General features: G+C 28.5%; 23 protein-coding genes. 5 read left to right on the top strand and 18 right to left on the bottom strand.

What is annotated here, in order from left to right; genetic code table 11:
• Positions 1–87: 87 nt before the first annotated feature.
• The 16 genes from ACY2RW_RS01445 to ACY2RW_RS01370 all read right to left on the bottom strand — a co-directional run bounded on the left by ACY2RW_RS01445 (position 88) and on the right by ACY2RW_RS01370 (position 15,016).
• Positions 88–1,419: a TolC family protein gene (locus tag ACY2RW_RS01445; protein WP_490120906.1), complete on the bottom strand. Its 1,332-nt coding sequence runs from the start codon at positions 1,417–1,419 to the stop codon at positions 88–90.
• A gap of 223 nt (positions 1,420–1,642) precedes the next feature.
• Positions 1,643–1,864, bottom strand: a complete 222-nt coding sequence (locus tag ACY2RW_RS01440; RefSeq protein ID WP_490120905.1) for a hypothetical protein — start codon at positions 1,862–1,864, stop codon at positions 1,643–1,645.
• Positions 1,857–2,420 (bottom strand): DUF420 domain-containing protein, encoded by a 564-nt coding sequence (locus ACY2RW_RS01435; protein WP_490120904.1) that lies wholly within the window; start codon positions 2,418–2,420, stop codon positions 1,857–1,859. Before ACY2RW_RS01435 ends, ACY2RW_RS01440 begins: the two co-directional genes overlap by 8 nt.
• A complete protein-coding gene (locus tag ACY2RW_RS01430; protein ID WP_490120903.1) occupies positions 2,413–3,057 on the bottom strand; it encodes an SCO family protein in 645 nt (214 codons plus the stop codon). Before ACY2RW_RS01430 ends, ACY2RW_RS01435 begins: the two co-directional genes overlap by 8 nt.
• Positions 3,054–3,725 (bottom strand): hypothetical protein, encoded by a 672-nt coding sequence (locus ACY2RW_RS01425; protein ID WP_490120902.1) that lies wholly within the window; start codon positions 3,723–3,725, stop codon positions 3,054–3,056. Before ACY2RW_RS01425 ends, ACY2RW_RS01430 begins: the two co-directional genes overlap by 4 nt.
• 79 nt (positions 3,726–3,804) lie before the next feature.
• Complete coding sequence (locus ACY2RW_RS01420; RefSeq protein WP_490120901.1) at positions 3,805–4,143, bottom strand: cytochrome C oxidase subunit IV family protein; 339 nt, start codon at positions 4,141–4,143, stop codon at positions 3,805–3,807.
• A gap of 93 nt (positions 4,144–4,236) precedes the next feature.
• Positions 4,237–5,217, bottom strand: coding sequence for a cytochrome c oxidase subunit 3 (locus ACY2RW_RS01415; RefSeq protein WP_490120900.1), 981 nt, complete (start codon positions 5,215–5,217; stop codon positions 4,237–4,239).
• Between the two features lie 56 nt (positions 5,218–5,273).
• Entirely contained in the window at positions 5,274–5,861 is a 588-nt protein-coding gene (locus ACY2RW_RS01410; protein WP_490120899.1) for a cytochrome c oxidase subunit 3, read from the bottom strand.
• Position 5,862: 1 nt separating this feature from the next.
• Entirely contained in the window at positions 5,863–6,765 is a 903-nt protein-coding gene (gene cyoE, locus ACY2RW_RS01405) for a heme o synthase (RefSeq protein WP_490120898.1), read from the bottom strand.
• 197 nt (positions 6,766–6,962) lie between these two features.
• On the bottom strand, positions 6,963–9,032 hold the full coding sequence (locus tag ACY2RW_RS01400) for a gliding motility protein RemB (RefSeq protein ID WP_490120897.1): 2,070 nt from the start codon (positions 9,030–9,032) through the stop codon (positions 6,963–6,965).
• 1 nt (position 9,033) lies between these two features.
• Positions 9,034–9,606 (bottom strand): acyltransferase, encoded by a 573-nt coding sequence (locus tag ACY2RW_RS01395; RefSeq protein WP_490120896.1) that lies wholly within the window; start codon positions 9,604–9,606, stop codon positions 9,034–9,036.
• A 2-nt stretch (positions 9,607–9,608) separates the two neighbouring features.
• The gene (gene deoC, locus ACY2RW_RS01390) at positions 9,609–10,355 is read right to left on the bottom strand and encodes a deoxyribose-phosphate aldolase (RefSeq protein WP_490120895.1); all 747 of its coding nucleotides are present in this window, start codon (positions 10,353–10,355) and stop codon (positions 9,609–9,611) included.
• A 59-nt stretch (positions 10,356–10,414) separates the two neighbouring features.
• On the bottom strand, positions 10,415–11,152 hold the full coding sequence (locus ACY2RW_RS01385) for an energy transducer TonB (protein WP_490120894.1): 738 nt from the start codon (positions 11,150–11,152) through the stop codon (positions 10,415–10,417).
• Between the two features lie 150 nt (positions 11,153–11,302).
• Complete coding sequence (locus ACY2RW_RS01380; RefSeq protein WP_490120893.1) at positions 11,303–12,028, bottom strand: hypothetical protein; 726 nt, start codon at positions 12,026–12,028, stop codon at positions 11,303–11,305.
• A gap of 21 nt (positions 12,029–12,049) precedes the next feature.
• Entirely contained in the window at positions 12,050–13,753 is a 1,704-nt protein-coding gene (locus ACY2RW_RS01375) for an ELWxxDGT repeat protein (RefSeq protein ID WP_490120892.1), read from the bottom strand.
• 12 nt (positions 13,754–13,765) lie between these two features.
• On the bottom strand, positions 13,766–15,016 hold the full coding sequence (locus ACY2RW_RS01370) for a DUF4412 domain-containing protein (RefSeq protein WP_490120891.1): 1,251 nt from the start codon (positions 15,014–15,016) through the stop codon (positions 13,766–13,768).
• Positions 15,017–15,250: 234 nt separating this feature from the next.
• Between ACY2RW_RS01370 and ACY2RW_RS01365 the strand changes: the two genes are divergently transcribed.
• From ACY2RW_RS01365 to ACY2RW_RS01355, 3 genes are read left to right on the top strand one after another with little or no spacing between them, the layout of a single operon-like run.
• Complete coding sequence (locus ACY2RW_RS01365) at positions 15,251–15,985, top strand: LytR/AlgR family response regulator transcription factor (RefSeq protein WP_490120890.1); 735 nt, start codon at positions 15,251–15,253, stop codon at positions 15,983–15,985.
• 12 nt (positions 15,986–15,997) lie between these two features.
• Positions 15,998–17,920, top strand: a complete 1,923-nt coding sequence (locus ACY2RW_RS01360; RefSeq protein ID WP_490120889.1) for a tetratricopeptide repeat protein — start codon at positions 15,998–16,000, stop codon at positions 17,918–17,920.
• A 4-nt stretch (positions 17,921–17,924) separates the two neighbouring features.
• Positions 17,925–19,376: a sensor histidine kinase gene (locus ACY2RW_RS01355; protein WP_490120888.1), complete on the top strand. Its 1,452-nt coding sequence runs from the start codon at positions 17,925–17,927 to the stop codon at positions 19,374–19,376.
• 87 nt (positions 19,377–19,463) lie between these two features.
• On the opposite strand, the gene ACY2RW_RS01350 is transcribed toward ACY2RW_RS01355, so the two are convergent.
• Together ACY2RW_RS01350 and ACY2RW_RS01345 are read right to left on the bottom strand one after the other, a co-directional pair.
• Positions 19,464–22,898: a T9SS type A sorting domain-containing protein gene (locus ACY2RW_RS01350; protein ID WP_490120887.1), complete on the bottom strand. Its 3,435-nt coding sequence runs from the start codon at positions 22,896–22,898 to the stop codon at positions 19,464–19,466.
• A 12-nt stretch (positions 22,899–22,910) separates the two neighbouring features.
• Positions 22,911–24,317 carry a hypothetical protein gene (locus tag ACY2RW_RS01345; RefSeq protein ID WP_490120886.1) on the bottom strand — a complete coding sequence of 469 codons (1,407 nt, stop codon included), beginning with the start codon at positions 24,315–24,317 and terminating at the stop codon, positions 22,911–22,913.
• Between the two features lie 98 nt (positions 24,318–24,415).
• Here ACY2RW_RS01345 and ACY2RW_RS01340 point away from each other — a divergent pair, with 98 nt between their 5' ends.
• Positions 24,416–24,961 (top strand): RNA polymerase sigma factor, encoded by a 546-nt coding sequence (locus ACY2RW_RS01340; protein ID WP_490120885.1) that lies wholly within the window; start codon positions 24,416–24,418, stop codon positions 24,959–24,961.
• A 3-nt stretch (positions 24,962–24,964) separates the two neighbouring features.
• Complete coding sequence (locus ACY2RW_RS01335) at positions 24,965–25,582, top strand: tetratricopeptide repeat protein (protein ID WP_490120884.1); 618 nt, start codon at positions 24,965–24,967, stop codon at positions 25,580–25,582.
• Positions 25,583–25,613 lie beyond the last annotated feature (31 nt).

Raw genomic sequence — 25,613 nt, 5'->3', positions numbered from 1 at the left:
TTCTAGTTTTTTACAAAGATAAGGGTTACAAAAAAGAAAACCTCACAAGTTTAAAACTTGTGAGGCTGTATATACTATTTAAAAAGTTTATTCTAAAACTAACTCTCCAGAGTAGAATTGTAATACTTTAGTTTTAAACACGTAATCGTACTTTGCTCTTATCATTGCTGCTTCAGCGTTTACGAGACGAGTTCTTACCAAATCAAAATCAAATAAGGTTGTTGCACCATAATTATAGCTTTCTTGTGCATTTTTAAAAGCTTCTTTTTGAGATTCTAAAGAAATTTTAGCTGCCTCATACGTTTTTACAGCCGCTTTTACATCTAAAAAAGACTGTTCTATTGTTTGCTGTAGATTTAACTTTTCGTTTTCTAACCTTGTTTCAAATATTTGTTTGTTAATTTTTGACCTTGCTACACTTGCATCATTTTTAAAACCATTAAAAATAGGAACGCTTATGCTTACTCCTAAACCATATCCTAAATTTCCTTCTAATTGATCGAAAAACTTTCCACTAGGAACTCCTGATGGTTTTAAAATATAGTTATAATTTGAATTTGCAAAAATAGAAGAAGTAATGGTTGGTAAATAAGAACTCTTACTAATTTCTATATTTAAATCTGCATTTTCAATAGCCAATTTAGCTCTTTCTATTTGTGGCTGTGTAGTAAGTGCTTTATCATAAACAATTTGTGAATTATTATACAATAATTGTATTGAAGGAGTGTCTATATTTAGATTTGCAACATCAAAATTTTCTGAAGGTAACTGAAGCAATTGAGCCAAGTTTAATAATGCCAAATTTAACGCATTCTCATTAGCAATTACATTTTGCAAATCGTTGGCTGCTGTAGATTGTATATTTAATAAGTCTCCTTTTGGTATAACTCCTGCATCAAATCTGCTTTTAGCAGCATCAATTTGTTTTTTACTAATATTTGCTTGTACTTTAGAGGCTGCTAAATTTTCTTTGGAAAATAAAACATTTAAATACGCATTTATAACTCTAAGCGAAATATCGTTTTTTATAGTTTCTAAATCTACTTTGCTTGTTTCTATTCCTAATTTAGCTTGCTTATAGATATTTAAATTTCTATATCCATTAAACAATGTTACTCCAGCACTTAAACCAAGACCACCCCCAAAAAAAGTTTGACTAGATGTTCTGTTGTTTGTAACTGGGTTAAAATTGGATCCTGCAGAAAGATTTCCAGAGGCACTACCACTTACTCTTGGTAAAAAATTACCTTTTGCATCTTTAACATTAGTTTCTGCAATGTCTAAATTTAACATATTTTGTTTAACAGTAATGTTATTCTCTAAAGCATAGTCTACAGCTTCTTTTAATGTCCATTTTTTTTGTGAAAATGTAGCAATTGAGGTAATTAAAGCTACAAATAATATAAGGTTGGTTTTCAAAATTTTTAGTTTTATAATTTCTTATTAGTTGATTTTCAATGGTTGTGCCAAAAAAATAAAATGTAAAAAATACTGAAAATCAATAGTTTATGTTTTTATAATAATTTTTTATTATTTAAAAACGGACACTTACTATATCAATACTGAACACTTTACCTTTTAACAGTTTCTATAAGACGACTAAAAGTAAAATATGTTACAATACTTGACTCTTATATAAATGTTAATTTTTGGCTTTCTTTTTATATCTATAAATTATAAAGAACAAAGCTCCAATTAAAAGGTAAGGAAAAACCATTAAATAAGTAATTCCATTATTTACACCTTCTGCCATAGAAACATCGCCATTTTCTACTACAGCTTTGCACATTGCACATTGTGTAAATGATGTTTTAGATGAAAAAATCATCAATAAAAATAAGCCGAAAATTCTTTTTTTATACATAATATGGAGAAATCATTACATACACAACAACACCAGTTACAGCAACATACAACCATAAAGGAAACGTAATTTTGGCAATTTTTTTATGTGCTGGAAAATTACCTAATTTTGCTCTCATAAATGTTGTTAATACAAACGGAATTACAATTATTGATAAAATAATATGTGTGATTAAAATAAAATAATACACATATTTTATAACTCCTTCACCACCAAATTTGGTAGAATCTGAAGTCATGTGATAAGCTATATACATCAGTAAAAAAACCAAAGAACACAAGATTGCAAATGTGTTTAATTGCTCGTGTAATTTTCTATTTCCTTTTTTTATAGCCATAACTGCTACAACTAATACTATTGCTGTTAAACCATTTATTGATGCATAAATTGGAGGTAAAAAAGTTAATGGTTTTACATCAAAACCTAGCTTTTTTAAATTGACTCCAAACAGCGCAGCTACAGCTAAAGGAATAATAACTGATAGTGCTGTAATTATTTTTTTGTATTTTTTTTCTTGTGCTTGAACTTTTGCTGAATTCATTTCAGTATTACTCATTTAACAACAATTTAATATCTTCTTTCAATTCTTTTATTTGGTCTGGAAATCCTTGTTCTTCTATGGCTCTGTAAAACATAATTGGATTTCCAAATTCATCTTTCCTAGATCTTATATAACCTTCTTTATCAACCAAAGCAAATAAGCCTGAATGTTCAAAACCACCATGTGCTTCATCTCCTTTTCCAGCATATAATTTAAAACCTTTGTTTGATAAGGCATAAACTACATCTTCTGATTTTCCTGTAAGTAAATGCCAATTTTTATGAGTTATGCCATTGTTTTTAGCATACGTTTTTAAAATTTCTGGTGTATCTATTTCTGGTGTAATAGATATTGAAGCTATACCAAATTCTGGATTTCCAAAAAACGCATCTTGTATGGTTACCATTTTTTGATTCATTATTGGACAAATGGTTGGGCAAGTAGAAAAGAAAAACTCTACTACATACACCTTACCTTGATAATCTTTATTGGTAATTGTTTGACCTTCTTGATCTGTAAATTCAAAATCTGGTACTTTATTAAATTTATATAAATCTACTTTTTTAAAATGGTTTACAACTTTAGGAACTGTGTAAATACCAAATAATAAAATAATAAAAGTAATACCTATGTAAGAATATTTTTTGTTCATAAACCTACTTCTTTTCTATCTGCTTTGTTTTTATTTCTATCTTTAAATGCTGCATAATACTCGTAATACAAAACTTTTACATCATCTTTTAATTTTGCATTTAATTCTGCTACAGAATTCATATTATACCCAAAAAGCTTACCGTTTTTAGAGTCTTCATCTTTTAGCCTACCTCTTAAATTTACATTTTTATCTACCAAAAATACTTTTGATGATGATAGGTTATCCAATGGCTCATTAAAAGAAAAACTTTGGTAAAAACTTTCTATTTCTTCTTTTGAGCTTGCTATAAACTTCCATTTTTGCATATCTGTAAAAGCACCAATCTCTTTTTGTAATTTTTGTGCTTCTATTTCTTTACCTATTGGATAAATGGCAATTATTTGAAATTTTTTATAATCTGTAAACTTCTTATATACTTTTTCATTCAAATTAAACAGTCCAGATTTTTTTGCGTTGATGTCATTTCCTAAAAAACATATAATAGATATATGGTCTTTTAATTTTGCTTGTTTGCTTGCATCAATCTGAGAAACATCAATAATATTTTGTGTAACTATAGGTAGTTTTGTAAAGTTATTTTCTCCAGTAGATAAAATTAAAAAACAGATTAAAGGGAATATAAAAAGTAGAAATAATACGATTCTTTTTTTTGTAAAAAATTTCATTTGTTAAAAAATTAATTTAAACTAAAACAACTTTTTATAGCTAAAAAAAGGTGGTTAAAACCACCTTAATATTATTTAATTACCATCTTACAAGTGGTGCTAATGTACTGTGTAAATAGTCTCCTTCTATTAATAACAAGGTTACTAAATAACAAATTAGAAAAACGGCTGTCCAAACTACAGCACGTCTAAACCATTTTTTTTCTCCTTCCATGTGCATAAAAGCCCAAGTAATTCCGTAAGCTTTTGCTAGGGTTAAAAGAATAAAAATCCAGTTTAGAGGACTTGTTCCTAAAATACTTGTAAGGTGTAATGAATCTGGTTTATAGATACCCAATACTACTTCTACAATTGTAATTGCAGATAAAATCCAAAATACGTTCCAAATTCTTTTTGTGTGCGATTGTGCGTGTGCCATTTTTTAATATGCTATTATTTTTTATAAGATTCCTGTTTTTACAGAAATGACAGTTTTATTGAAATTAAGATGTCTACATCTTAAAAACTTATTTTACACTAAGTAGAAGAAAGTAAATACAAATACCCAAACTAAATCTACAAAGTGCCAATATAATCCTACTTTTTCTACCATTTCATAATGTCCTCTTTTTTCATAAGTACCTAAGATAACATTAAAGAAAATGATGATATTAATTATAATTCCTGATAAAACGTGAAAACCATGAAACCCTGTAATAAAGAAAAAGAAGTCTGCAAAAATGGTATTTCCATACTCGTTTACTTTAAGGTTTGCACCCTCTACAACCATTTTTGTTTTAGCTAATTGGGCTGCTCCTTCTGCTCTAGACAGAATTACTTTACTTTTCTCATCAGCATTAATTAATTCTGATTTTATTAAGATATCTGGATTTGCATTGTATGCGTTTATTACTTGATCTACAGAATATGTAGAAATGGTTGCTTCTTTTTCAAACCACAACCCATTTTTTCTAGTATGCTCTACTCTACCATCTGTTCTTTCTCCTACCACAAAATCGGACAATGCTATTTGATGACCGTCTTTTACAAATTGTAAAATTTTACCATCTGTAGTTTTTACTGCTCCATAAGAACCTTTAATAAATGTATTCCATTCCCAAGCTTGAGAACCCACAAAAATTAAACCACCAATAATGGTTGCAAACATATACCAAGCTACTTTATTTTTTTTCATTTGATGGCCAGCATCTACAGCTAATACCATTGTTACAGAAGAAAAAATAAGAATAAAGGTCATAAAAGCAACGTAAATCATTGGAAACTCTCCATGAACAAAAGGTACGTGCGTAAATACTTCATCTGCAATTGGCCAAGAATCTATAAATTTAAAACGTGTTAAACCGTAAGCTGCTAAAAAACCTGAAAAGGTCAATGCATCAGAAACGATAAAAAACCACATCATCATTTTACCATAACTTGCGCCAAAAGGTTTTACACCTCCACCATTCCAAGTGTCTTTGTTATCAGTAGGTATAGCAATATTTGCTTCCATATTATATTCTCTGTTAATTAATTCTTAATTAGTTCGCCAAAAATAACTATTTTTCATCACTTGATAAAATAGAAAAAGAAAAATAGATAAATCCATAGTATATCTACAAAATGCCAAAAGATTGCACCAAGTTCAAACCCAAGCATATTGTCTGATTTGTATTTGTATTTAAAATGATTATAAATTACAACAAAAAGCACAATAATACCTGCTAAGAGGTGTAAAACGTGCATAAATGTAATTCCTATAATAAATGAGGTTGATACTGTACTTTCTGGGCCCGTAAAAAATAATCCAACACTTTTAAGTTGATTAAATCCAACATATTGTTGCCACACAAAAGCGATACCTAATAATAAAGTAACAACAACTAAAGTTAAAGAAATTGCTCTTTTATCTTGTTTTAAAAACTTTTGCGATAAGAACAATGTAATACTACTTGCCACTATTAATATTGTGCTTACATAAAATGCCTGAGGCAAATCAAAAGAAACCCAATCATCTCTTTTCATACTTATTACGTAAGCGCTTGTTAATCCTGCAAAAAACATTACCATACTAATCATAGAAACCCATAACATTGGTTTTGCAGATTTTTTCTTGGCAACCGTTAATTCTTCTTTTAAAGTTTGTTCTCCTACCATTTTAATGTAAAAATTTATCTACCACATATACAATTTGTACAACAGTAATATATAAAACGCTGGATAGCATTAATTTTCTTGCGTCTGTATTTTCTTCAGTTTTATGCAGTTTAATTGCAAAATACAACATGTAAATTCCTAAAAGTGCTACTATAATTGCTGTAATAGGATGGATGTAAAAAGCACCAGACAATTTTAAAACAGGTGCAATAGATACTAAAATCATAATTACTGTGTAAAAAATGATTTGTTTTACAGCTCCTTTATCTTTTGTGTTCATAGGTAGCATGTTAAAACCTGCTTTTTTATACTCTTCATATTGCAACCAACCAATTGCCCAAAAATGAGGAAATTGCCAGAAAAATTGAATCATAAATAAAAAACCTGCTTCTATACCAAATTGGTTTGTTGCAGCTACCCAACCTAACATAAATGGTATTGCTCCTGGAATAGCGCCTACAAAAACAGCAAGTGGTGTTACCGATTTTAAAGGTGTGTATACACTTGTGTATAAAAATATTGAAATGGCACCAAACAGGGCAGTTTTAGGGTTGATACTATATAAAATTGAAATACCAGAAATGGTAAATAAAACAGCTATAGTTAACGCCATATTTACAGACATTCTTGCTGTTGGTAAAGGTCTGTTTTGTGTACGTTTCATAATAGCATCTGTGTCTTTTTCTATAATTTGGTTAAAAGCATTTGATGCTCCAACCATAAAAAACCCTCCTAAAGCTAAAAGAAACAATGTAAAATAATTAACAATGTCTACAGCTAATAAATAACCAGCCACAGATGAAAAAACCACACTTAAAGACAAACCAACTTTAGTAAGTTGCTTAAAGTCTGAAATAATAGCTTTCATAGTTGTAGAATTGCCTGTAACAAATGTTGTATTCATTTTATAACAAATAGTTTGCAAAGATATTTGATAAATATGACTTTACCATATATTTAATAAGGTTTTAGCATAAAAAAACCCACTCAATAAATTGAGTGGGAAAATTGCTATGAAAAAGAAAAAGTGTGATTTACTTAAAAATCACCCTGCAAATATATGTAAAAATGCTTGTTCTTCAATATTAAATTTGAAATTTTTTAAAAATCTAAGTACCAATTAAACATATCTGCCCTAATCCCTACTGAAAACCAAACATTTGAGCCTTCAGGAAAACCAACCAAAGATACTTTTGGCGAAAAATTTCTATAAGATAGGCTTGCAAATAGGCTTGTATTGGTAGCTGGGTTAATTAAATAACTAGCTTGAAAGTCTGCAATAAAAATATTTGCAGTGTTTCCTTGCCCTAATTCATTTCCTGTATCTGCAAAACGATCGTTATAAGATTGATAAATATCTCCTCCATAACTAACTGCTTGATTTTGAAAATCGAACCCTTTTTTTCCTAAAATAAATTTTGCGTAACCAGTCCATCTATCTTTTCTGTACCTAGCTATTGCAATTGCTTCCCAAAAGTTGGCACCCCAAAGATGTCCTAAAGGTTGGCTATAATTCCCATAATTGAGTATTGGAGATTTGTGTGCAAAAGTATATGGTCTTGCATAATTGTATTCTAATTGAAGAAATAGATCTTTTACATCAAAAGCATCAAAATATTTTGCGCCAATTTGATAGGCAAATTTGTTTCTCCAATCACTCAAATCATTAAGGTTTCCAAAAGAAAACTCATCAATAATTAATTGAGAGTATAAAGAAACATTATCATTTAATTTGTATTTACCTGTAAGACCAATAATGGCATTTCCTGCATCTTCCCCTCTATTAAACTCTAATGATCTGTAAAAAATTAAGGGGTTTAAAAAACCTGCATCAAAACCATTTTCTCCAGCTGAAATTGCAGTTTCAAAAAAACCTAAATTTAATCTTTCTGAAACATTAAAGCTTAAATAATGTGCAGCTACATATTTTCTGGCATGTTCATTTGGGTCAGATATTGAAGATATAGAGGGTTCTGTATTCCATAACCAAACATTGGTGTATTGGAATTTCCACAAATCTATTTTCATTTTTAAATATGTTGTTGGTGCAGAAACATCAGACAAAACAAAAGAACGATACCCATCTCCAATAAAATTTTTACCATTACCAAACTGAAATTGCATGTATTTATTTGGGGTATATGCTAAATAGCCTTCTGCAACAGGATAATCGAAAGAATCTGTTCTATGACGTTTTGCTTTGCCTCTTCCTGGCACCAAACCTTCTGAGTTTTTAGGTCTTACATTGGGTGCAGGGTTTTCTATAAAACTGTTTACGTAACTGGCAAATCTTCCTTGACTTTCATAATATGTTGTAGAAAAAGAAAAGTTTTTACCTATAGCACCATTTAAATGAACTGCTCTTGTATTGTTGAATGTATATGGTACATCTGAGTTGTCTTTACCAAGTTGTACGTCTAAAAGAAAATCTATGGTTAGCCAATAATCTTTCTTTTTGATTTGCAGTAGGTGTTCGTTCCAAATTTTATTTCCTACCCAAGTTCTTTTATTAGGTTTTAAAAATTGTTTTTTTTGTGCTGTTAAATCAAAATGCTTTTCAACCTCTATATATGTATAAGGTTTAGATGCTGTATGTGTACCTTTTGCTTTGTGCATTGCAAACTCATAATCTACATATTTTTGATGTGTAAATGGTACATTTATATTGCTGTTGTGTTCTAAAAAAGTAGAGTCTGCAATTCTTGTTTTTTCTACAACTGTAAAAATATCTTGTTTTTTATCATTAGTTGTATCTGTTTTTACACTTACTTCTGCTTGATCTTGAGTAATTGGAAATTTTACTGGAAGTATAAATTTCATTTCTGTTGGATGATTGTTGTACCAACCAGGAGTAATTTTAGGATAATTTTTAAAAACCCTTTTAACCTCATCTTCTAGCTCCTTGTAAGGTGTATTTATGTAAATTAATTTAAAATCTCCTTTTTCTGTAACTGCAAACTTAATATTTACTGAGCCTGTAAATGCTTCGTTTTCTACAATTGAAGGTGTTTTAAAAACAGAGAAAAAATATTTTTTTGTAGTTGCAAAAAAACAGTTTTCTAAAGACTCTATTTGCGATCCTTTACACACATCATAAATAGGGTATCTTTCTTCTTGAGAAAATAATATTGAAGGAAATAATAAAACTAAAAATAGGTATCTTTTTATCATTCTATAATTTTGTTACTGTGTTATTTTTTAATTGATATGCTTGCAGGCTCTCTTTACAAGTTGCAAAACCGTCTTTATTAAATTCTAGTCTGTGTCCAAATTCACTAACCCAACCAATTTGTTTTGATGGGTTACCTACAACAAGTGCATAAGGTAAAACCTCTTTGGTTACTACTGCTCCTGCACCAATAAATGCATATTTACCAATAGTGTTGCCACAAATAATGGTTGCATTTGCACCAATACTTGCGCCTTTTTTAACTGTAGTTTTTTGATATTCGTTTTTTCTTTGCACTGCACTTCTTGGGTTAATTACGTTTGTAAAAACCATAGAAGGCCCTAAAAAAACATCGTCTTCGCAAATAACGCCTGTGTAAATAGAAACATTGTTTTGCACCTTTACATTTTTACCCAAAATTACTTCTGGAGAAATTACCACATTTTGCCCAATATTACACTTTTGCCCAATTACTGAATTAGACATAATATGACTAAAATGCCATATTTTGGTGCCTTTACCTATTTTGCAATTGGCATCTATTACAGCTGTTTCGTGGGCAAAAAAATCTTCCAAAGTTAGTATCCTGTATTTGTTGCTTTTTCTTTGTTTACAATTTCTTTAGAAGAAGAAGTTCCTATTCTATCTACTCCTAAACTAATCATTTTTAAAGCAGTTTCATAATCTCTTACACCTCCAGCTGCCTTTATTTTTAATGGTTTTGCAGTTTTAGAAATTATTTTCATCACCTCTAAAGTTGCACCATTTGGTAAATTATTTTCTGTTTTAAAAAATCCTGTTGATGATTTTACAAAAACATTTTTCGCATTTTCTGATCCAAAAACATTAAAAACAACGTCTTTGATTAATTGCGAAATTACAACTATTTCTTTTTCTGTTAAGGCTGCAACCTCAATAATCCATTTAATAACTTTATGATTTTTAAGACAAATAGCTGTACATTTAGTTACTTCTTCTTTTACTAACTCTAAATTACCTTGCTTAAATTGGTTATAGTTGATGACAAAATCCAGTTCATCTGCGCCTAAATTAATTGCTTTTTCTGCTTCTATTAATTTCTCTTGAATGGTGTTTGTGCCTTGATGAAAACCAATTACTGTTCCAATTAAGGTTTCTTTTTTTGCTTCTTGAAGCATTTTTTTTGCTAATGGAATGTGTTTGGCTCTAATCATTACTAGCTTATAATCGTACAAAATAGCTTCGTTTATTAAATCGATAACTTTTTGCTGATTTTCTTTTTCAGTAAGATTTGCCTGATTTGCAGTTTTTAAATATGTAGCGTCTAAATATTGATTGATTCTCATATTACAAAAGTAAAAAATAAACTATTAAAAAAACCCAACCTTTTAGGCTGGGCTTATATTTATTGTACACTAAATAAAATGGGCAAGGTATATTTAACTTTTACAGGTTTATCTCTTTGTTTGCCTGGTGTAAATTGTGGTAGTTTTTTTATTAATCTACCTGCCTCTTTTTCTAATTTTTGATGTGGTGCTCTTACTTTTAAATCTATAATATGTCCTGTTTTGTCTATTACAAATTCTGTATAAATTCTATGTTTACCAGAATTTAGCCCCAATTCATTAGCCAATTCTATATCAAAATTACGTTGTACAAATTTTTTCATTTTTTTATCGAAACAAATTTTGTTTTCTTTTTTAGATAATCCTTCACAACCTTTAAACACAGGTGCATTTTCTATTAATAAAAAAGGTATTGTTTCTGGACCTGGGTCTACAGGAATTTCTATTTCAACTATATCTTCAGGATTTACAGCAACAGGCTCGTCTTTTGGTAAATCTATTACTGTTTCTATATCTTCATTTTTGCCTTTTTCTATTGGTGCATCTACAATAAATTTATCTGTTTTAGGAATCTCTACTTTTGGTACAACTTTTACTTCTTTAGTAAAGAAAACTTCTGTGGTTGGTTCTATAAATGTAGTTTGGGGTTCATAAGTAGCATCTGCAATTATGTTTTTTTGTTCTGTTTGATGTTCTAAAGAAACATAAACAATAAATAGCACTAAAACTAAGCCTAGTTGTGTAAAAATGTTTGAGAACTTTTCTAGTTTTCTGATAGGTTTTTTTGAGTTTTTCATAATAGTTAAGTTTTAAAATGTTAAAGACTTGTTAAAACAATTAACGTGCCAAAAAAAAACAGCATCAAATTTCTTTGACACTGTTTACACAATCATTTTTATTAACCCCTAATCTTAATAATTGCGATTTTTACTTTCTCCTTTTAAATTTTACCAAGTATATGATTTACCAGAAATATGGTTTGTATAAGTTCCTTTTCCATCTGAGCTCCAAACATAAGAAGCTGTTAAAGTGCTAGATTCATATAATTTTAAACTACCAGAATTGTTAGACGTATTAGATTCTAAAGTATATTTAATACCATCTGATGTTAATTCTATTTTTGTAATATCATCTTTTATAGACCATTTTATTTTAGATATTTCTGTATTATCATCATATAAAGTTAGCTCTGCATAACTCCCATCTTTTAGTTGATATCCGTCCATTAATTTACCTGTTGCATTAGCAGATGCAATAGCGTAAGAAAAAGTATACCTGTCTGATTGTTCTGAAATTACATACGTAACAGTTACACCATCTGCAGACCAAGTATAAGTTTTAGAATTAAACTCTAAAAATTTAGTTGCTGTTTTAGATTTAACACTGCTTTTTGCTGATACTGCATTATCTGGAACCGTAAAAAAACCTGTAAATGCTCCTGCTAAACTTTGCAAGGCTGTAAATTGAGTGCTTGCTTGCTGTGCATAAGTATTGCTAGAGTTTTTCATAGAATTAGGCACTGCTAGACTATTGATGTTTTTTGCAAAATCTTGCATTACTTTTTCAGAAAGCTCTTCTTGCGCTTCTAAATCATTATCATTACTACTACAAGAGGTAAAAGTTAAAAAACAAGCGATTAAAAAAGTAGTTAAAATTGGTTTTAAATTTTTCATATTACATTTATTTTTAAGTGATTATTTAATGATTAATTTTTTTGTAATTACTGTATTTCCAGATATTACTTTTATGATATATATACCTGTTGATAAATTACTTGTGTTTATTTTTACTTCAAGTAAATCATTATATAAATTTTCAACTACTTTTTGTCCTCTAAGGTTAAAGAAAGAGATTTTAGAAATATGTTTATTACTACTTAACAAAATATTAGTGTTAAAGTTAGCTGGATTTGGATATAATTTTATTTCTAATAATTTATTTGTGTTAAAATTATCAGTATTTAGGGCTGTACTATTAATTTTCCATAATTCTGATCCATTATCATTATTACTGATATTAAACTTTGCTGCTATAAATAAAGAACTGTTAAAAACAATTGGTTTATAGATATCTGTTTCTACATCAGTTAAAGTAGTGTTTTCTGGCATAATTATTTTAGGCGAATTTGAAAAATCGTATGACCATAATGTCCCTTTTGAAGTATCATTAAAATCTCTACCTGTAAAAAGCAATCTATTGTTATGGTTAAAAAATGAACAATAATCATCCATAGAGTTACCATTTGGATTTAAGTCAGCTATTTGTTTTGTTCCTGCAACTGTTCCATCTGTTTCCCAAGGTTCTATATTATTGGCGACATTACCTGCATTATAAGTACTAGAAGCTTTAAAATACATTTTATCTTGATATACGTAAAAGAGCTGTTGTTGTATATCTGTTTCTTGAATACCATTTTGATTTCCTGTCGGATTTGTATCTACAAATAAATTTGTACCAGCTTCTGTACCATCAGAAACCCATATTTCTCTACCATGTACGCCATCATTTGCAGAAAAATATAGTTTGTTTTTAAAGACTTTAAACCTTGCATAATTAGTAAAAGAGCTGAAACCTCCTGGTCTTATATCTTTAACTAAAATAGTTCCAGAAACTGTCCCATCTGTTTTCCATAATTCTTTTCCTTCTCCATTTCTGTCAGCAACAAAATAAACAAGATTATTGTAGACTATCATTTCTGAAGGAGAAGATGAACTGGAACCTGGGTTAATGTCTTTTACAATAGTTGTAATTGTTCCATCGTGTTTCCATAATTCTTCACCAACATTAGTTCCTCCATTACTATTTCCATTAAAAAAAAGAGTATTTCCTAATGTTACTAAACCTCTTTCTGTGCTATTATTAAAATCAACTTTTACATTGCTTGAAATTCGTTTTGTTCCAACTTCTGTACCATCAGATTCAAAAAGAAAAGAGCCTCCATTAGGATTCATTAAAAACCCAGCAAAGACAAGTTTATTGTTATGAATGTGAAAAGGCTTATATATACTTACTAATCCATCTCCAGGTCCAGTTAGTACATCTTTTACCATTACTGTACCTGCTTCTGTACCATCTGTTTTCCATAATTCTCTACCATTAGTACCATTTTTTGCAGTAAAAAAAAGTTCATTATTTAAAACGGTTAATCTTCTTGGGTCACCATCTCCATTAGGGTTTATATCTCTAACCAAAGTTGTGCCTGATACTGTACCATCTGTTTTCCACAATTCTCTGCCAGAATTATCGTTTATAGCAGAAAAATAGATTGCTCCATTAAATTCTACAAAACTATGTGGTTGTGAACTTCCATTGGGGTTAATATCAACTTCCTCAAAGTTATATTGGGCATTAATATATGTGCTTAAAAAAAGTAATGTGATAAGTAATTTTGTTTTCATAATTTCAATTTTTTAAAATCCAAAAGATTTATATTCTTTAGTATTTATAATTACGTTTTTATTTTTATTGAATTTGATTACTTTAAGAGTTGCAGATTCTTTTTTACTAGATTTTATGTCTATTTCTAACACAAAACCATCAACAAATCCGTTTTCACGCATTCCTAACATGCTAATATTTGTTTTTTGAATAGGAAAATCTTTACTTGCCCAAATACTCATAGAACCACCATCATTGGTGTATTTATATTCGTTACAAGTATATCCTAAAATGGTTTTTGTTGCTCCTGTTTTTTGTAAATTCTCTGGGTTTTTTGGCATTTTACTATCAAAATTTACTTGAGAAAATTGGTCTACAGAAACTGTTTTTTTCATTTTCATACCTGGCATATTCATAAACATAGTAATACTTTTTGGAGTAATTACATTATACACTGTACCTTGCTCTCCCATTTCTGCAGAAGAAAGAGACATTGCATGTATATCTTTATATGCTCCTATTAAAATTTCCATGGCTGCTTTGGCACCATCTTCTGTAGTAATTTCTACTTCTATACTAGAATTAAATTTAAACGTGTCTGGAATAGCAACTTCTGTTGATGAAGTGGAATAGTTTGGTGTATTTTTTGTGTTTGATATATTAGATTTCTTAGATTTAGAAACCTTGTTTTTAGAATTGTTTAATTTTCTTTTATCATTTACAGCTGTCACATTCATACTAACAAAAGAACCAGAAACAACTTTATTATTATTGTCTAAATCATTCCAAAAACCATCCACAGAAAAAACAATTTTCTTAGCATCTGCATGATGTATTGTAATTTTACCACCTTTCGGATTTAAAAACCCGCCTTTATTGTAAATTAAAGCGTAACCTGGAGGATAAGCATCTACTGGTTTAATAATTTTATCTTGATTATAGGTTTTTACAGAACTCGATAAATTCTCTGTCGTAAATTTACCATATACAGAAATGGCAAAATCTTCAGTCACATATTCATAACCATGATCATATAGTTCTAAAACTCCATTACCAGTAGTAAAATTTGGAGTTTTTGTTGATTGATTTATATTCTTATGTTTTCTTTTACCATTTAAAGTACTATCTATTAACTTATCTGATTCTTTGTCTATTTTCTCCTCTACTTTTTGCTCAACTTTCTTTTCTATTTTTTTTTGAATTTTTTTCCAAAACTGAGCATTTGTAGAAAGGCTACTTCCTGTAAAAAGAAATAGTGCTAAAAGTAATTTTAAAGATTTCATAATTAAAAAGATTTTGCGCGTTGTTTTGGGCAAAGATGTTTGTTTTAAAAACATGTTTTACCTGTATTTGTACAGTTTGTATTGTTTTTTGTATAAATGGTATTCTTAATAATTTGGGTATATTTTTACCATTTATAGGTAAAAAACAACCATTTGTAATTAAAAAGTTTACTTTTTATACATCTTTAAAAGCAATCATAGAAATATGTTTTAACTTTGAGAAAATTGACTTTTATGATTAAAGCCGTAATTATAGATGATGAACCGAAAGCCATAAAAGGTTTATCTTGGGAGTTGTCTAACTTTAAAGACGAAATAGAGGTTATTGCAACCTTTACAGAACCTGAAAAAGCTATTTCTTATCTAAAATCTTCTGAGATAGATTGCCTTTTTTTAGATATAGAAATGCCTACAATGGATGGTTTTCAATTTTTAGAAAAACTAGACAAAAAAGATTTTGCAGTTGTAATTACCACTGCTTATAATGAATATGCTATTACTGCATTAAAAAAAGAAGCCATAGACTATTTGCTAAAGCCAATAGATTCTGATGATTTAGCAGAAACTATAGAAAAAATAAAAAAACACAACACCAAAGGTTTTAATGCAGATAAGTTTGAAGATATGCTGCTAAAATTTAATAAAAAACTTAATCATAAAAAAATAACCATAAACACAGATGGTAAATTAGTGTTTTTAGAACCTAAAGATATTTTTTACGTAGCTTCAGATGGCAATTATTCTACCTTATTTTTAGCAGATCATAAAAAAATAGTTGTTACTAAAAAATTAAAAGACATAGACCAGTTATTACCTAAAGATCACTTTTTTAGAATTCATAATTCTTATATTATAAACTTAGATAAAATAAAAGAATTTTTAAAAGCAGATGGCTATGTAGTTTTAGAAAACAATATAAAAATACCTGTGTCTAGACAAAGAAAATCAGAGTTTTTAGAAAAATTCTAACACCAACTTTATATGTTAAGATTACTTACTATAGTATTGTTTTTTAGCTGTTCCTTTTTTATAAACGGACAAAAGAAAAAAGTTGATTTTAATACTCAAATAGATAGCATTTTAGTAGCAAAACCTATTACTTATAAAAGCATTAATTCTTACCTAAGACCTTTTAGAAGAGATACTATTAAATTAAAAAAGTTGGTAGTATTATTTGAAGAAAAAAACTATTTAGATGGTAAAACTTATGTAGAAAATCTTTTAGGTATTCAATACAGAAACTACTCTTTATATCAAAAAGCAATTGCAACTCATAAAAATGCTTTAGAAACTGCAAAAAGAGCCAATAGCATAGAGTTTAGAGTATTTAGTTTAAATATGTTGGGTGTAGATTACAGGAAAATTGATGCCAATAGAACTGCTTTAGATTACAACCATGAAGCACTAACACTGGCAGAAACAGTAGAAAACCCAAGTTTAGGTTTGCGAAGAAGTATTGCTGTTTCTTTAAACAGTATGGGTAATATTTATTTGTTATTAAAACAGTATGATTTAGCTATAGAACGCTTTAAAGAATCTCAAGAAATAGAAAGAAGTATAAATAACGAATTAGGTTTAGCTATTAATTATCAAAATATTGGATATGCAAAAGAAGCTCAAGGTAAAAGAGATGAGGCTTTAAACTATTTTCAAAAATCTTTAGACATAAACAATAAAATTAATAATGTTTTTGGTAAAATTATATGCAATAGTAGTATTGCCAGTATTTATATAAAACAAGATAAACCTAAAAAAGCAATAGCGCTTATTAAAGTAAATATAGTCGCTGCTAAAAAACTAGGAAACAAAAAATATTTATCTAACGAGTATCTAAATTTAGGCTGGGCACAATCTAAATTAGGATTATTTACAGAAGCAGAAAAAAACTTAACCCAAGGATTTGAAATCGCAAAAAAATACAACCTTTCTTCATCATTATCTTATGCATATAGTCACTTATCAGAATTATATCAAAATAAAAAAGATTATAAAAAAGCTTTAGAATATTATAAACTTTCTGATGAGTTTGAAAGTAAAATTTCTAGCGAAAGAACCATACAATATGTTAATGATTTAATTATTAAATATGATAGCGAACGCCAAAACAACCAAATAAAAAGTTTGGCTAAACAAAATGAAATTGCACAATTACAATTAGTAGAAAGTAGAAATATTTGGATTATTGTTCTGGTTAGTTTAATGCTTTTGTTAGCAGTTTTATATTTTTTGTATAGACAACGTTTGCTAGAAAACCAAAAAAGAATTTTAACATTAGAACAAGATGTTTTAAGAACTCAAATGAATCCTCATTTTATTTTTAATGCACTAAATTCTATAAAACACTATATTATAAATAACGAGCAGAAAAACGCGGTTCATTACCTAAATAAATTTTCTAAACTGGTCCGTAAAATTTTAGAATCTTCTGCTGTAAAAGAAGTAACCTTAGCAGAAGAATTAGAAACGATGAATTTGTATATGAATATAGAAAATATTCGTTTTTCTAACGAAATTAATTACGAGTTTAAGGTTGATGATCTTTTGGATTTATCATCTATAAAAGTGCCTCCATTAGTATTGCAACCTTTTTTAGAAAACGCACTTTGGCATGGGTTATCCTCTAAAAAAGGAGATAAAAAAATTGTGGTTTCTGTGTTTAAACCTTCTAAAGATTTTATTCAAATAGATATTACAGATAATGGAATTGGTAGGAAAGCCTCCGCAAAAATAAAGTCTGGAAAACTAATTAATAGAAAATCTATTGGTATAGAATTAACCAAGGAACGACTACAAAACTTTATAAAAGACTTTAAAAATCCTTTTAGCCTTAATTTTAATGATTTAGAAGACGAAAACCAAAATTCTATAGGTACCAAAGTTGCCTTAAAAATACCTACAACTTAAAAACATGCAACTATTCTTTGAAGATTTTCCTACGCATTTACAAGGAATGCTTGCTATTTTAATAGTGTATCATTGTAGTGTTTATTTTTTTACAAAAGATAAAAGTTTTGCAATTTATGCTGGGTATTTATTTTTAGTCTTGGTTTACTTTATCCCCAAAACACCTAACGTATTTTCTAATTATTTAAGTAATCAATTTCAAGGTTTTTTTAATGCTGCAAATTGGATTATTCAGGTGTATTATTGGTTATTATATACGTGGTTTTCTATCTATTTTTTAAATTTAAAACAGAAAAGTAAACGTTTAGAAAAGAAGATAAAAAGCTACATACTTATAACTTTTATAGTTTGCACAATTATTTATTTTATTGATTTATTATTTTTTAAAGGGGCTTATTTTTCTTATTTCTTTATGTATGTTTACATGCCTGTTTCTTTGGTAGTGGTTAGCTTTTTCTTATACATCATATATAATTTTAAAGACAAGCTAAATACTTTTTTTGTCTTTGGCTTAATTTTCTTTTTAGGATTTTCTCTGATTTCTCTCTATTTTTCTGTTAAAGAAATTTATCTTTTTGGGTATTTAAGACCCATCAATAATTTTATGATGGGAGTTTGCTTAGAAGCGTTTGTAATTTCTATTGGTTTAGGATATAAATATCACATATACAGACAAGAAAGAGATGATTACAATAAACTGTTGATATCTGAATATCAAAAAAACGAAAAGTTAAAAGATCAACTAAATGAGCAACTCTCAGAAAAAGTAGAAGATTATAAACTTGCAGAAATTGAGGCGAAGTACGAAAATCAAATCAACGAATTAAAACTGACCAGTTTGTTAAGTCAAATGAATCCTCATTTTATTTTTAATGCCTTAAACTCAATTAAACTTTACATTATAAATAACGAACCCAAAAACGCTGCTCATTATTTAAACAAGTTTTCTAAATTAATTAGAAAAATTTTAGAAGCCTCTAACTCTAGAGAAGTAAGTTTACAAGAAGAATTGGAAACAATGGATTTGTATATGACCATAGAAAATATTCGTTTTTCTAATGAAATAGATTTTACTATAAAAGTTGATGAAAACATGAGTCTGAATGCCATAAAAGTGCCTCCATTAGTGTTGCAACCCTTTTTAGAAAATGCACTTTGGCATGGACTCTCTTCTAAGAAAAAAGACAAAAAAATACTTCTTTTTATACAGCAAAAAAACAAAAACTTTGTAGAAATTTCTATAGAAGATAATGGTATTGGTAGAGTAGCTTCTGCTAAAATAAAATCAGAAAAATCTATCAGCAGAAAATCTATTGGTATCAATTTAACCAAAGACAGGCTTTCTAATTTTGTAAAAAACCTAAAAAATGATTTTGAAATTATTTATGAAGATTTACAAAACGAAAAACAAAAGTCTTTAGGTACAAAAGTAATTTTAAAAATACCTTTGTTCTAAAAACCTCTGTTTTTTCATTTTTTTTTATTCAATCGTAAAACTCTCTCGAATTGACAGAAATTTTATCAAAATACACAGCAGTCTATTTTAGTTTACAATTAGTTTTTTCTGTACTATTTTATTATCAATTACTGCTTTTACAATATACATACCAGATGATAATTTAGAAATATCTATAGTGTTTTTGGTAGAATTCAATTTTTCCTCTACAACTTTTTTACCAATAGTATTGTAAATTTCTACAGATGAAATTGGCAAATTATTGGTAGCTATTTCTACAGATGTTGATGCTGGATTAGGATATAATTTTAAAATGCTACTTGTTGTTTCTACATTTTCTGCAGACAACACACTGGTTTCGCTTGCTGTTAAAGTAAATGTACCTGAAGCTGTGTTTGTAGTACTGTTTTTGTTAGAGGTAGCTTCCATCCAAACTTTTAAGTAATAAACAGTGCCTGGTGTTTGGTTTGTTAAGGAAAGGTTTAAACCACAACTAATTGCTGATGCACTTGTACAAGACTCGTAAATAGCAAATTTTAAAAGCCCTCCAAAACCAGAACCTTCTATACTAAATTCTCCTGTTTCTGGTACTGTTATAGAAAACCAAACATCTGCAATAATTGTACTTGCTACACAATCTGTTGCATTGGTAAAGTTACCACTATTAATGTCTCCAGGTGTTTCTTGCCCAATTACTAAAGGTATTGCAAAAGAACAATCATCGTTTGCTGGTGCACAATCTCCAGAAAAAGTGGCTGTTGCATCTTTTTCTGTCCAATTGGTTTCACTAAAACTTACATTATCTACTTCTATACACGTTAAATTTGGGTTACCTGTTGCACTAAATGTTATAAAGTTTGAATTGTTTGTGTTTTTAACAGTTAAACTTTTTAAATCATTGTCATCTACATCTAACCAGATTAAATTGGAGTTTGCTCTAATATCTACAATTTGCAATTGATTTTCATTTGCTACAAATGATTTTAATTTTTTGTTAGATAGCAAATTTATTGTTGATATCTGGTTTTTATAACATTGTAAAGATTCTAATTCTGTTAAAAAATAAACATCAATAGTATTAATTTGATTATTTCCAATATTTATGTTTTTTAGTTTAAAATTCTTTGAAAAATCGACATTTGATAACTTATTATTCTCTAAATTAATAGTTTCTAAAAGCACGTTTTTACTTATGTCTAATTGATTGATACTATTATTTTTTGCATTCAAATTTATTAATGCAGAAAAATCTTGAATTCCTGTAATGTCTGCAATATTTTTAGATGCTATATCTAAATCTGTAATGCTTTGTATTAGTTCTGTTAACACTAAACCATCTCCTACAACTCCATTTCCAACGTTTATAGACTCTAAATATGCCTCAAAATTTGCATCTGGTATTGCTGTGGTTGAGGGACAATTGGTATAAAATTTAGTTTGTGTATCTACAGTTACATTTGTTATGCCATTGGTAAAATGCGAAACATTATCAACTTCTACACAAGTTAAATTTGGATTTCCAGTAACACTAAATACTGTTACAATACTGTTATTGCCATTTTTTAAATTTACGGTAGATAAATTATTATCATCAATATCTAAAAATACTAATGCAGTATTTTTACTTAAATCTAGACTTGTTATTTTATTATTATAGCCATAAAGAGCATTTAACTTTGTATTGTTTTCTAAGTTTAAAGCTGTAATTTGGTTCTCATTAAATGTAAATCCTTCCAGTTCTGCTAAAGTACTTACATCTATAGTAGTAAACTGATTACCACTAATATTAATACTTTTTAGTTTTGTGTTGTTAGATAGGTTTATTGTGGTTAATTGATTGCCTTCTATAAACAATTCTTTTAATAAAAGGTTATTACTTAAATCTATTTGCGTAAGTGTATTGTTTCTTGCTAATAGTTTTTTAAGGTCTCTAAAAGCTTCAATTCCTGAAAGATTTGCAATGCTTTTGTTACTTACATCAATGGTTTCTATAGTTTCTACATCTGTAGTTAATACTTTTCCATCTAAAATTCCTTCAGAATCTATATTATTATCTATTAGATATTGTTCAAAATTTTGGTCTGGGATTGTTGTGTAAGGATTATTATTATCATTTGGAACAGGAAATTGTAACTTTTGAATATAATGTCTTCCATTTAAAGAATTTAAAATAGTTGAGCCTGATGTTGGATCCAAATCTGTGGTTTGCCCAGTAAATTCTCCTGCTGAATATACGCCACCATTAGTATCTATTGAAATAGACTCTCCAAAATCTCTTCCAAAATTACCTACTTGTGTTGCACTAAAAAAATTACCATTAACATCTAACTGTACTACAAAAATATCATCTCCTCCATTAGACGTTAATTCCTCTCCAGTTTGATTTGAGTCGAGATCTATAGTGCTATTAAAAAAACCTGTAAGATAAATACCTTGTTGATTTACTGCAATTCCATATGCTCTATCTCTTCCATTTCCTCCAATTTGATTGGCCCAAACAAAATTCCCATCAGAGTCATATTTATAAGTAACTACATCATCATCTCCTCTAGAAGTAATACTAGAAACCCCAGTATCACTAGTATCAAAATCAAATGAGCCTCCAAAATTATTTATAATATAGGTATTACCCTGCGCATCAGTTTTGGCATATTCATAATCTCCATTTTCTGTAAGTTCTAAATTTTTTGCCCAATCAAAATCTCCATTAGGCTTGTATTTCATAATATAAGCGTTTGTAATACTTGCTCTTAATAAAGTAGTATTTGAGCTATGATCAAAGTCTATATTTCCTTTAAAATTACCTAATACATATACGTTGTTATTTGCATCTGTATTTACTATATGTCCATCACAATTTTCGTTTGTTTTGCCTATGGTTCTTACCCATTGATAATTACCCAAATTATCTAATTTTACGATATACATATCTCTTCTATGTAATCCCCCTTTTGCAGTTATAAGTTCTTCTCCTGCTCCAGGATTAAAATCAACAACATCTTCAAAGTAACCTGTTAGCAACACATTACTATTACTATCAATTGCAAGAGAATTTGCTTCTACGTCTCTAGAAGATGTAATTGAACCTATTGATTTTGCCCAAACATAATCTCCATTAGCATTTAACTTTACTATAAAAGTATTATTCTTACCTGTAGGTGCAGGTAAATAGTTTTCATTTGCACTAGGATTTAAATCAACAGAACCACCTGAATAATAACCTGCTAAATATATATTTCCATCAGCATCAACATCAATGTCTTTTAAAGATAAATATCCATCTGTAGTATTATTTCTTACAAAATTTTTGAACCAAACAAGGTCTCCATTTGTGGCATATTTGGCTAAAAAAACTAAGTTATTAATTTTTGTAGCATAAAATGTATTTCCATTATTATCTGTTGCTAAATATGGTTGATTTGCATTATCTATTTGCTTAACCCAACCAAAAGTAGCATTTTGAGCACTTAAATTTGCTACAACAATAATAAAAGTAACTATTAAAAGTATTCTTGTTTTCATAATTTTTATTTTTTAAAATCCCATTTTTTTATACTCTGATGTATTAATGTTTACATTTTTATCAGATACTTTTTTTACTTGAATTACCCAATTCTGACCATCGTGTTTAGAGTTTAATTCTAAAACAAAACCTTGTAAATAAGGGTTGTTTAATTTCATACCCAATAAAGGCATTTCAATATTTTGTATTGGAAATTCTTTAGAAACCCAAAAACTTGCAGAGCCTTTTGCATTGGTGTAATTATAATCTACTTTGTATTCTTCGCAGTTATATCCTAAAATGGTTTTTGTTTTTCCTGTTTTTTTGTATTCAAAATCTGCTCCATCAAGTAATTTATCATTCATATTATATTGATTTCCCATTTGCTTTAAAGAAGTACTTCTCTTCACTTTCATACCTGCAACATCCATAAAAGCCGTTGATGATTTTGGTGTCATTACCATTGTAACATTTCCTTGACCTTGCATTTCTTTAGAAGCTACAGATATTCCATAAATATCTGGATAGTTACCTAGAAGAAATTCCATGGGGTATTTTTCTCCTCTGTTATCTGTAATTTCTACCTCAATACTTTTGTTAAAAGAAAAAGAACTTGGTATGTTTACGGTTGGTGATAATTTCTTTTTCAAGAAATTTTTATCACTTTCTGTTATAGCTGTATTGTTTTGAGATTTCTTTTTATCTCTTACAGTTTTAGTTATTAAAAACTCTGGTTCTATAGTTGTAAAATTTCCTAAAACCATTGTGTTTGCTTTGGTTTTGGTATAACTCCCATCTTGGTTTTCTACAACAGCTGTAACTATTTCTGCTTCTCCATTAAAACTAAAATCAACTTTTTTGTTTTTTTGAATGTTAATAGTTACCTCTCCTTTGGTTAGCGAATATGTTTGATAATCTTTAGTTACTGCTCTTACAAAACCATTTTTAGATTTTACTTTGTTAGGTAATAAAGGGTCATAACTTAGTTTTAAAGTAGCTTCAGAAGGAATTAAAAATGTTCCTTTTTTGTTAATTTCTTCTACACTTATTCCGTTTTTTAAAACCAATACGTATCCATCATGAATATCTGCACTGTGAGACCACCAAGAACCAGATATTTGAAAACTATTTCCTTCTTTACTAATTTTTGTTCTTCCTAATTCATCTATAGAAACACTACCAAATTTAGTGGTGTGAGAAATTGAAAAATCTCCATAATCCTTCTTTCTATCTACCTTTTTAGGTATGGATTTTTCTTTTTTCTTGCCATTTAAAGTGCTGTCAATTACTTTATCAGCTTCTTTGTCTATTTTATTTTCGCCTTTTTGTTGCACTTTTTTCTTTAGCTTTTTCCAAAATTGAGCATTAGAAGTATTCGTAAAACATATTGATAAAACAAGAAATGCTAAGAATGTTTTGTGGTTAGTTTTTAGAGACATCTTTAAAGTATTTTTTCTTTAATGATTCTAAAACCAAAAGGTTAACGTTTTTTTATTTATTTTTAATTTTTGTTAACCTTTTACTATTAAAAACATTAATGAGCGAACAACAACTTATCTTACTTTTAAAAAAATCTGATAGAGAAGCGCTTAAAATGGTTTACATAGAAAATAGAGATTCTTTTATCAACTTTGCTCGGAAGTTTAAAGTTTCAGAAAATGATATTGTTGATGCTTATCAAGATGCAATTATAGCTTTATCAGAAAAAGCTACGAAAGGAGAAATAGACTGCTTAAACTGTTCTGTTAAAACCTATTTGTTTGGCATTGGCAAATATATCTTGTTTGAAAAAGCAAGAAAAAACCATAAAAAAGTTGCAGATTTTCCCTTAGAAAAAGAAGATTATAATTACAAAAGTATTGCAGAAGGTTTTTTTGAAGAAAAGCCTAATAGGTTAGAGCTTTTGCTTCAAAAAGGTTTTGCTTCTCTTGGTAAAAAGTGTAAAGAAGTTTTAAGGCTATTTTACTACAGAGGTTTTACCATTGATGAAATTTCTGATAAATTAAATTACAAAGATAAAAATGTGGTAAAAAGTCAGAAATCGAGGTGTATTAAACAATTAAAAGAAAAGATTAACAACTAACTCATGGAAGATAAAGAGTTTGATAAACATCTAAAAAAGGCAATTACAGCTGAAGAAAGAAAGCATCAGAAAGCATATTTACGTGCTATAGAAAAGTCTTTGAATACTTCTAAAAAGAAATTTAATTGGCGAATTGCAGCTGCTATAATAACCATAATTGGTTTGTCTGGGTATTTTATTTTTGGCAACCAATCTCTTTCTAATGACGAGTTATACAGTAAATACTATGCTCCTTACGAAAATGTCATAGAACCTATTGTTAGAGATCAAATAAACTTAAGTAAAAAAGCAAAAGTTTTTAGTTTTTATGAGCAAGGAGCATATAAAAAAGCTATTGAAGGTTTTAATCAATTAACAGCTTTAGATACTATTGATGTTGAAACAATCACTTTTTACAAAGCAAATTCGTACTTACAATTAAAAGAGTTTAAAAAAGCAAAAACCTTATTTTCTCAAGTTACTAAAAACGAACAATGGCAAACAGAAAGCCTTTGGTATTTGGCTTTGATATCTATAAAATTAAATGATACTGATGCTGCATTAAAATACTTGCAGCAGCTTAAAAATAAAAGAACCTTTAAAAATTCAGCAGTTAATGAGCTAATCAAATCATTGAATTAGTCTTTTTTTCTTTGACGTAAATAAAAATGAA

Source organism: Polaribacter sp. 2305UL8-11 (assembly GCF_058147165.1).
This window is presented reverse-complemented; position numbering and strand designations above follow the sequence as displayed.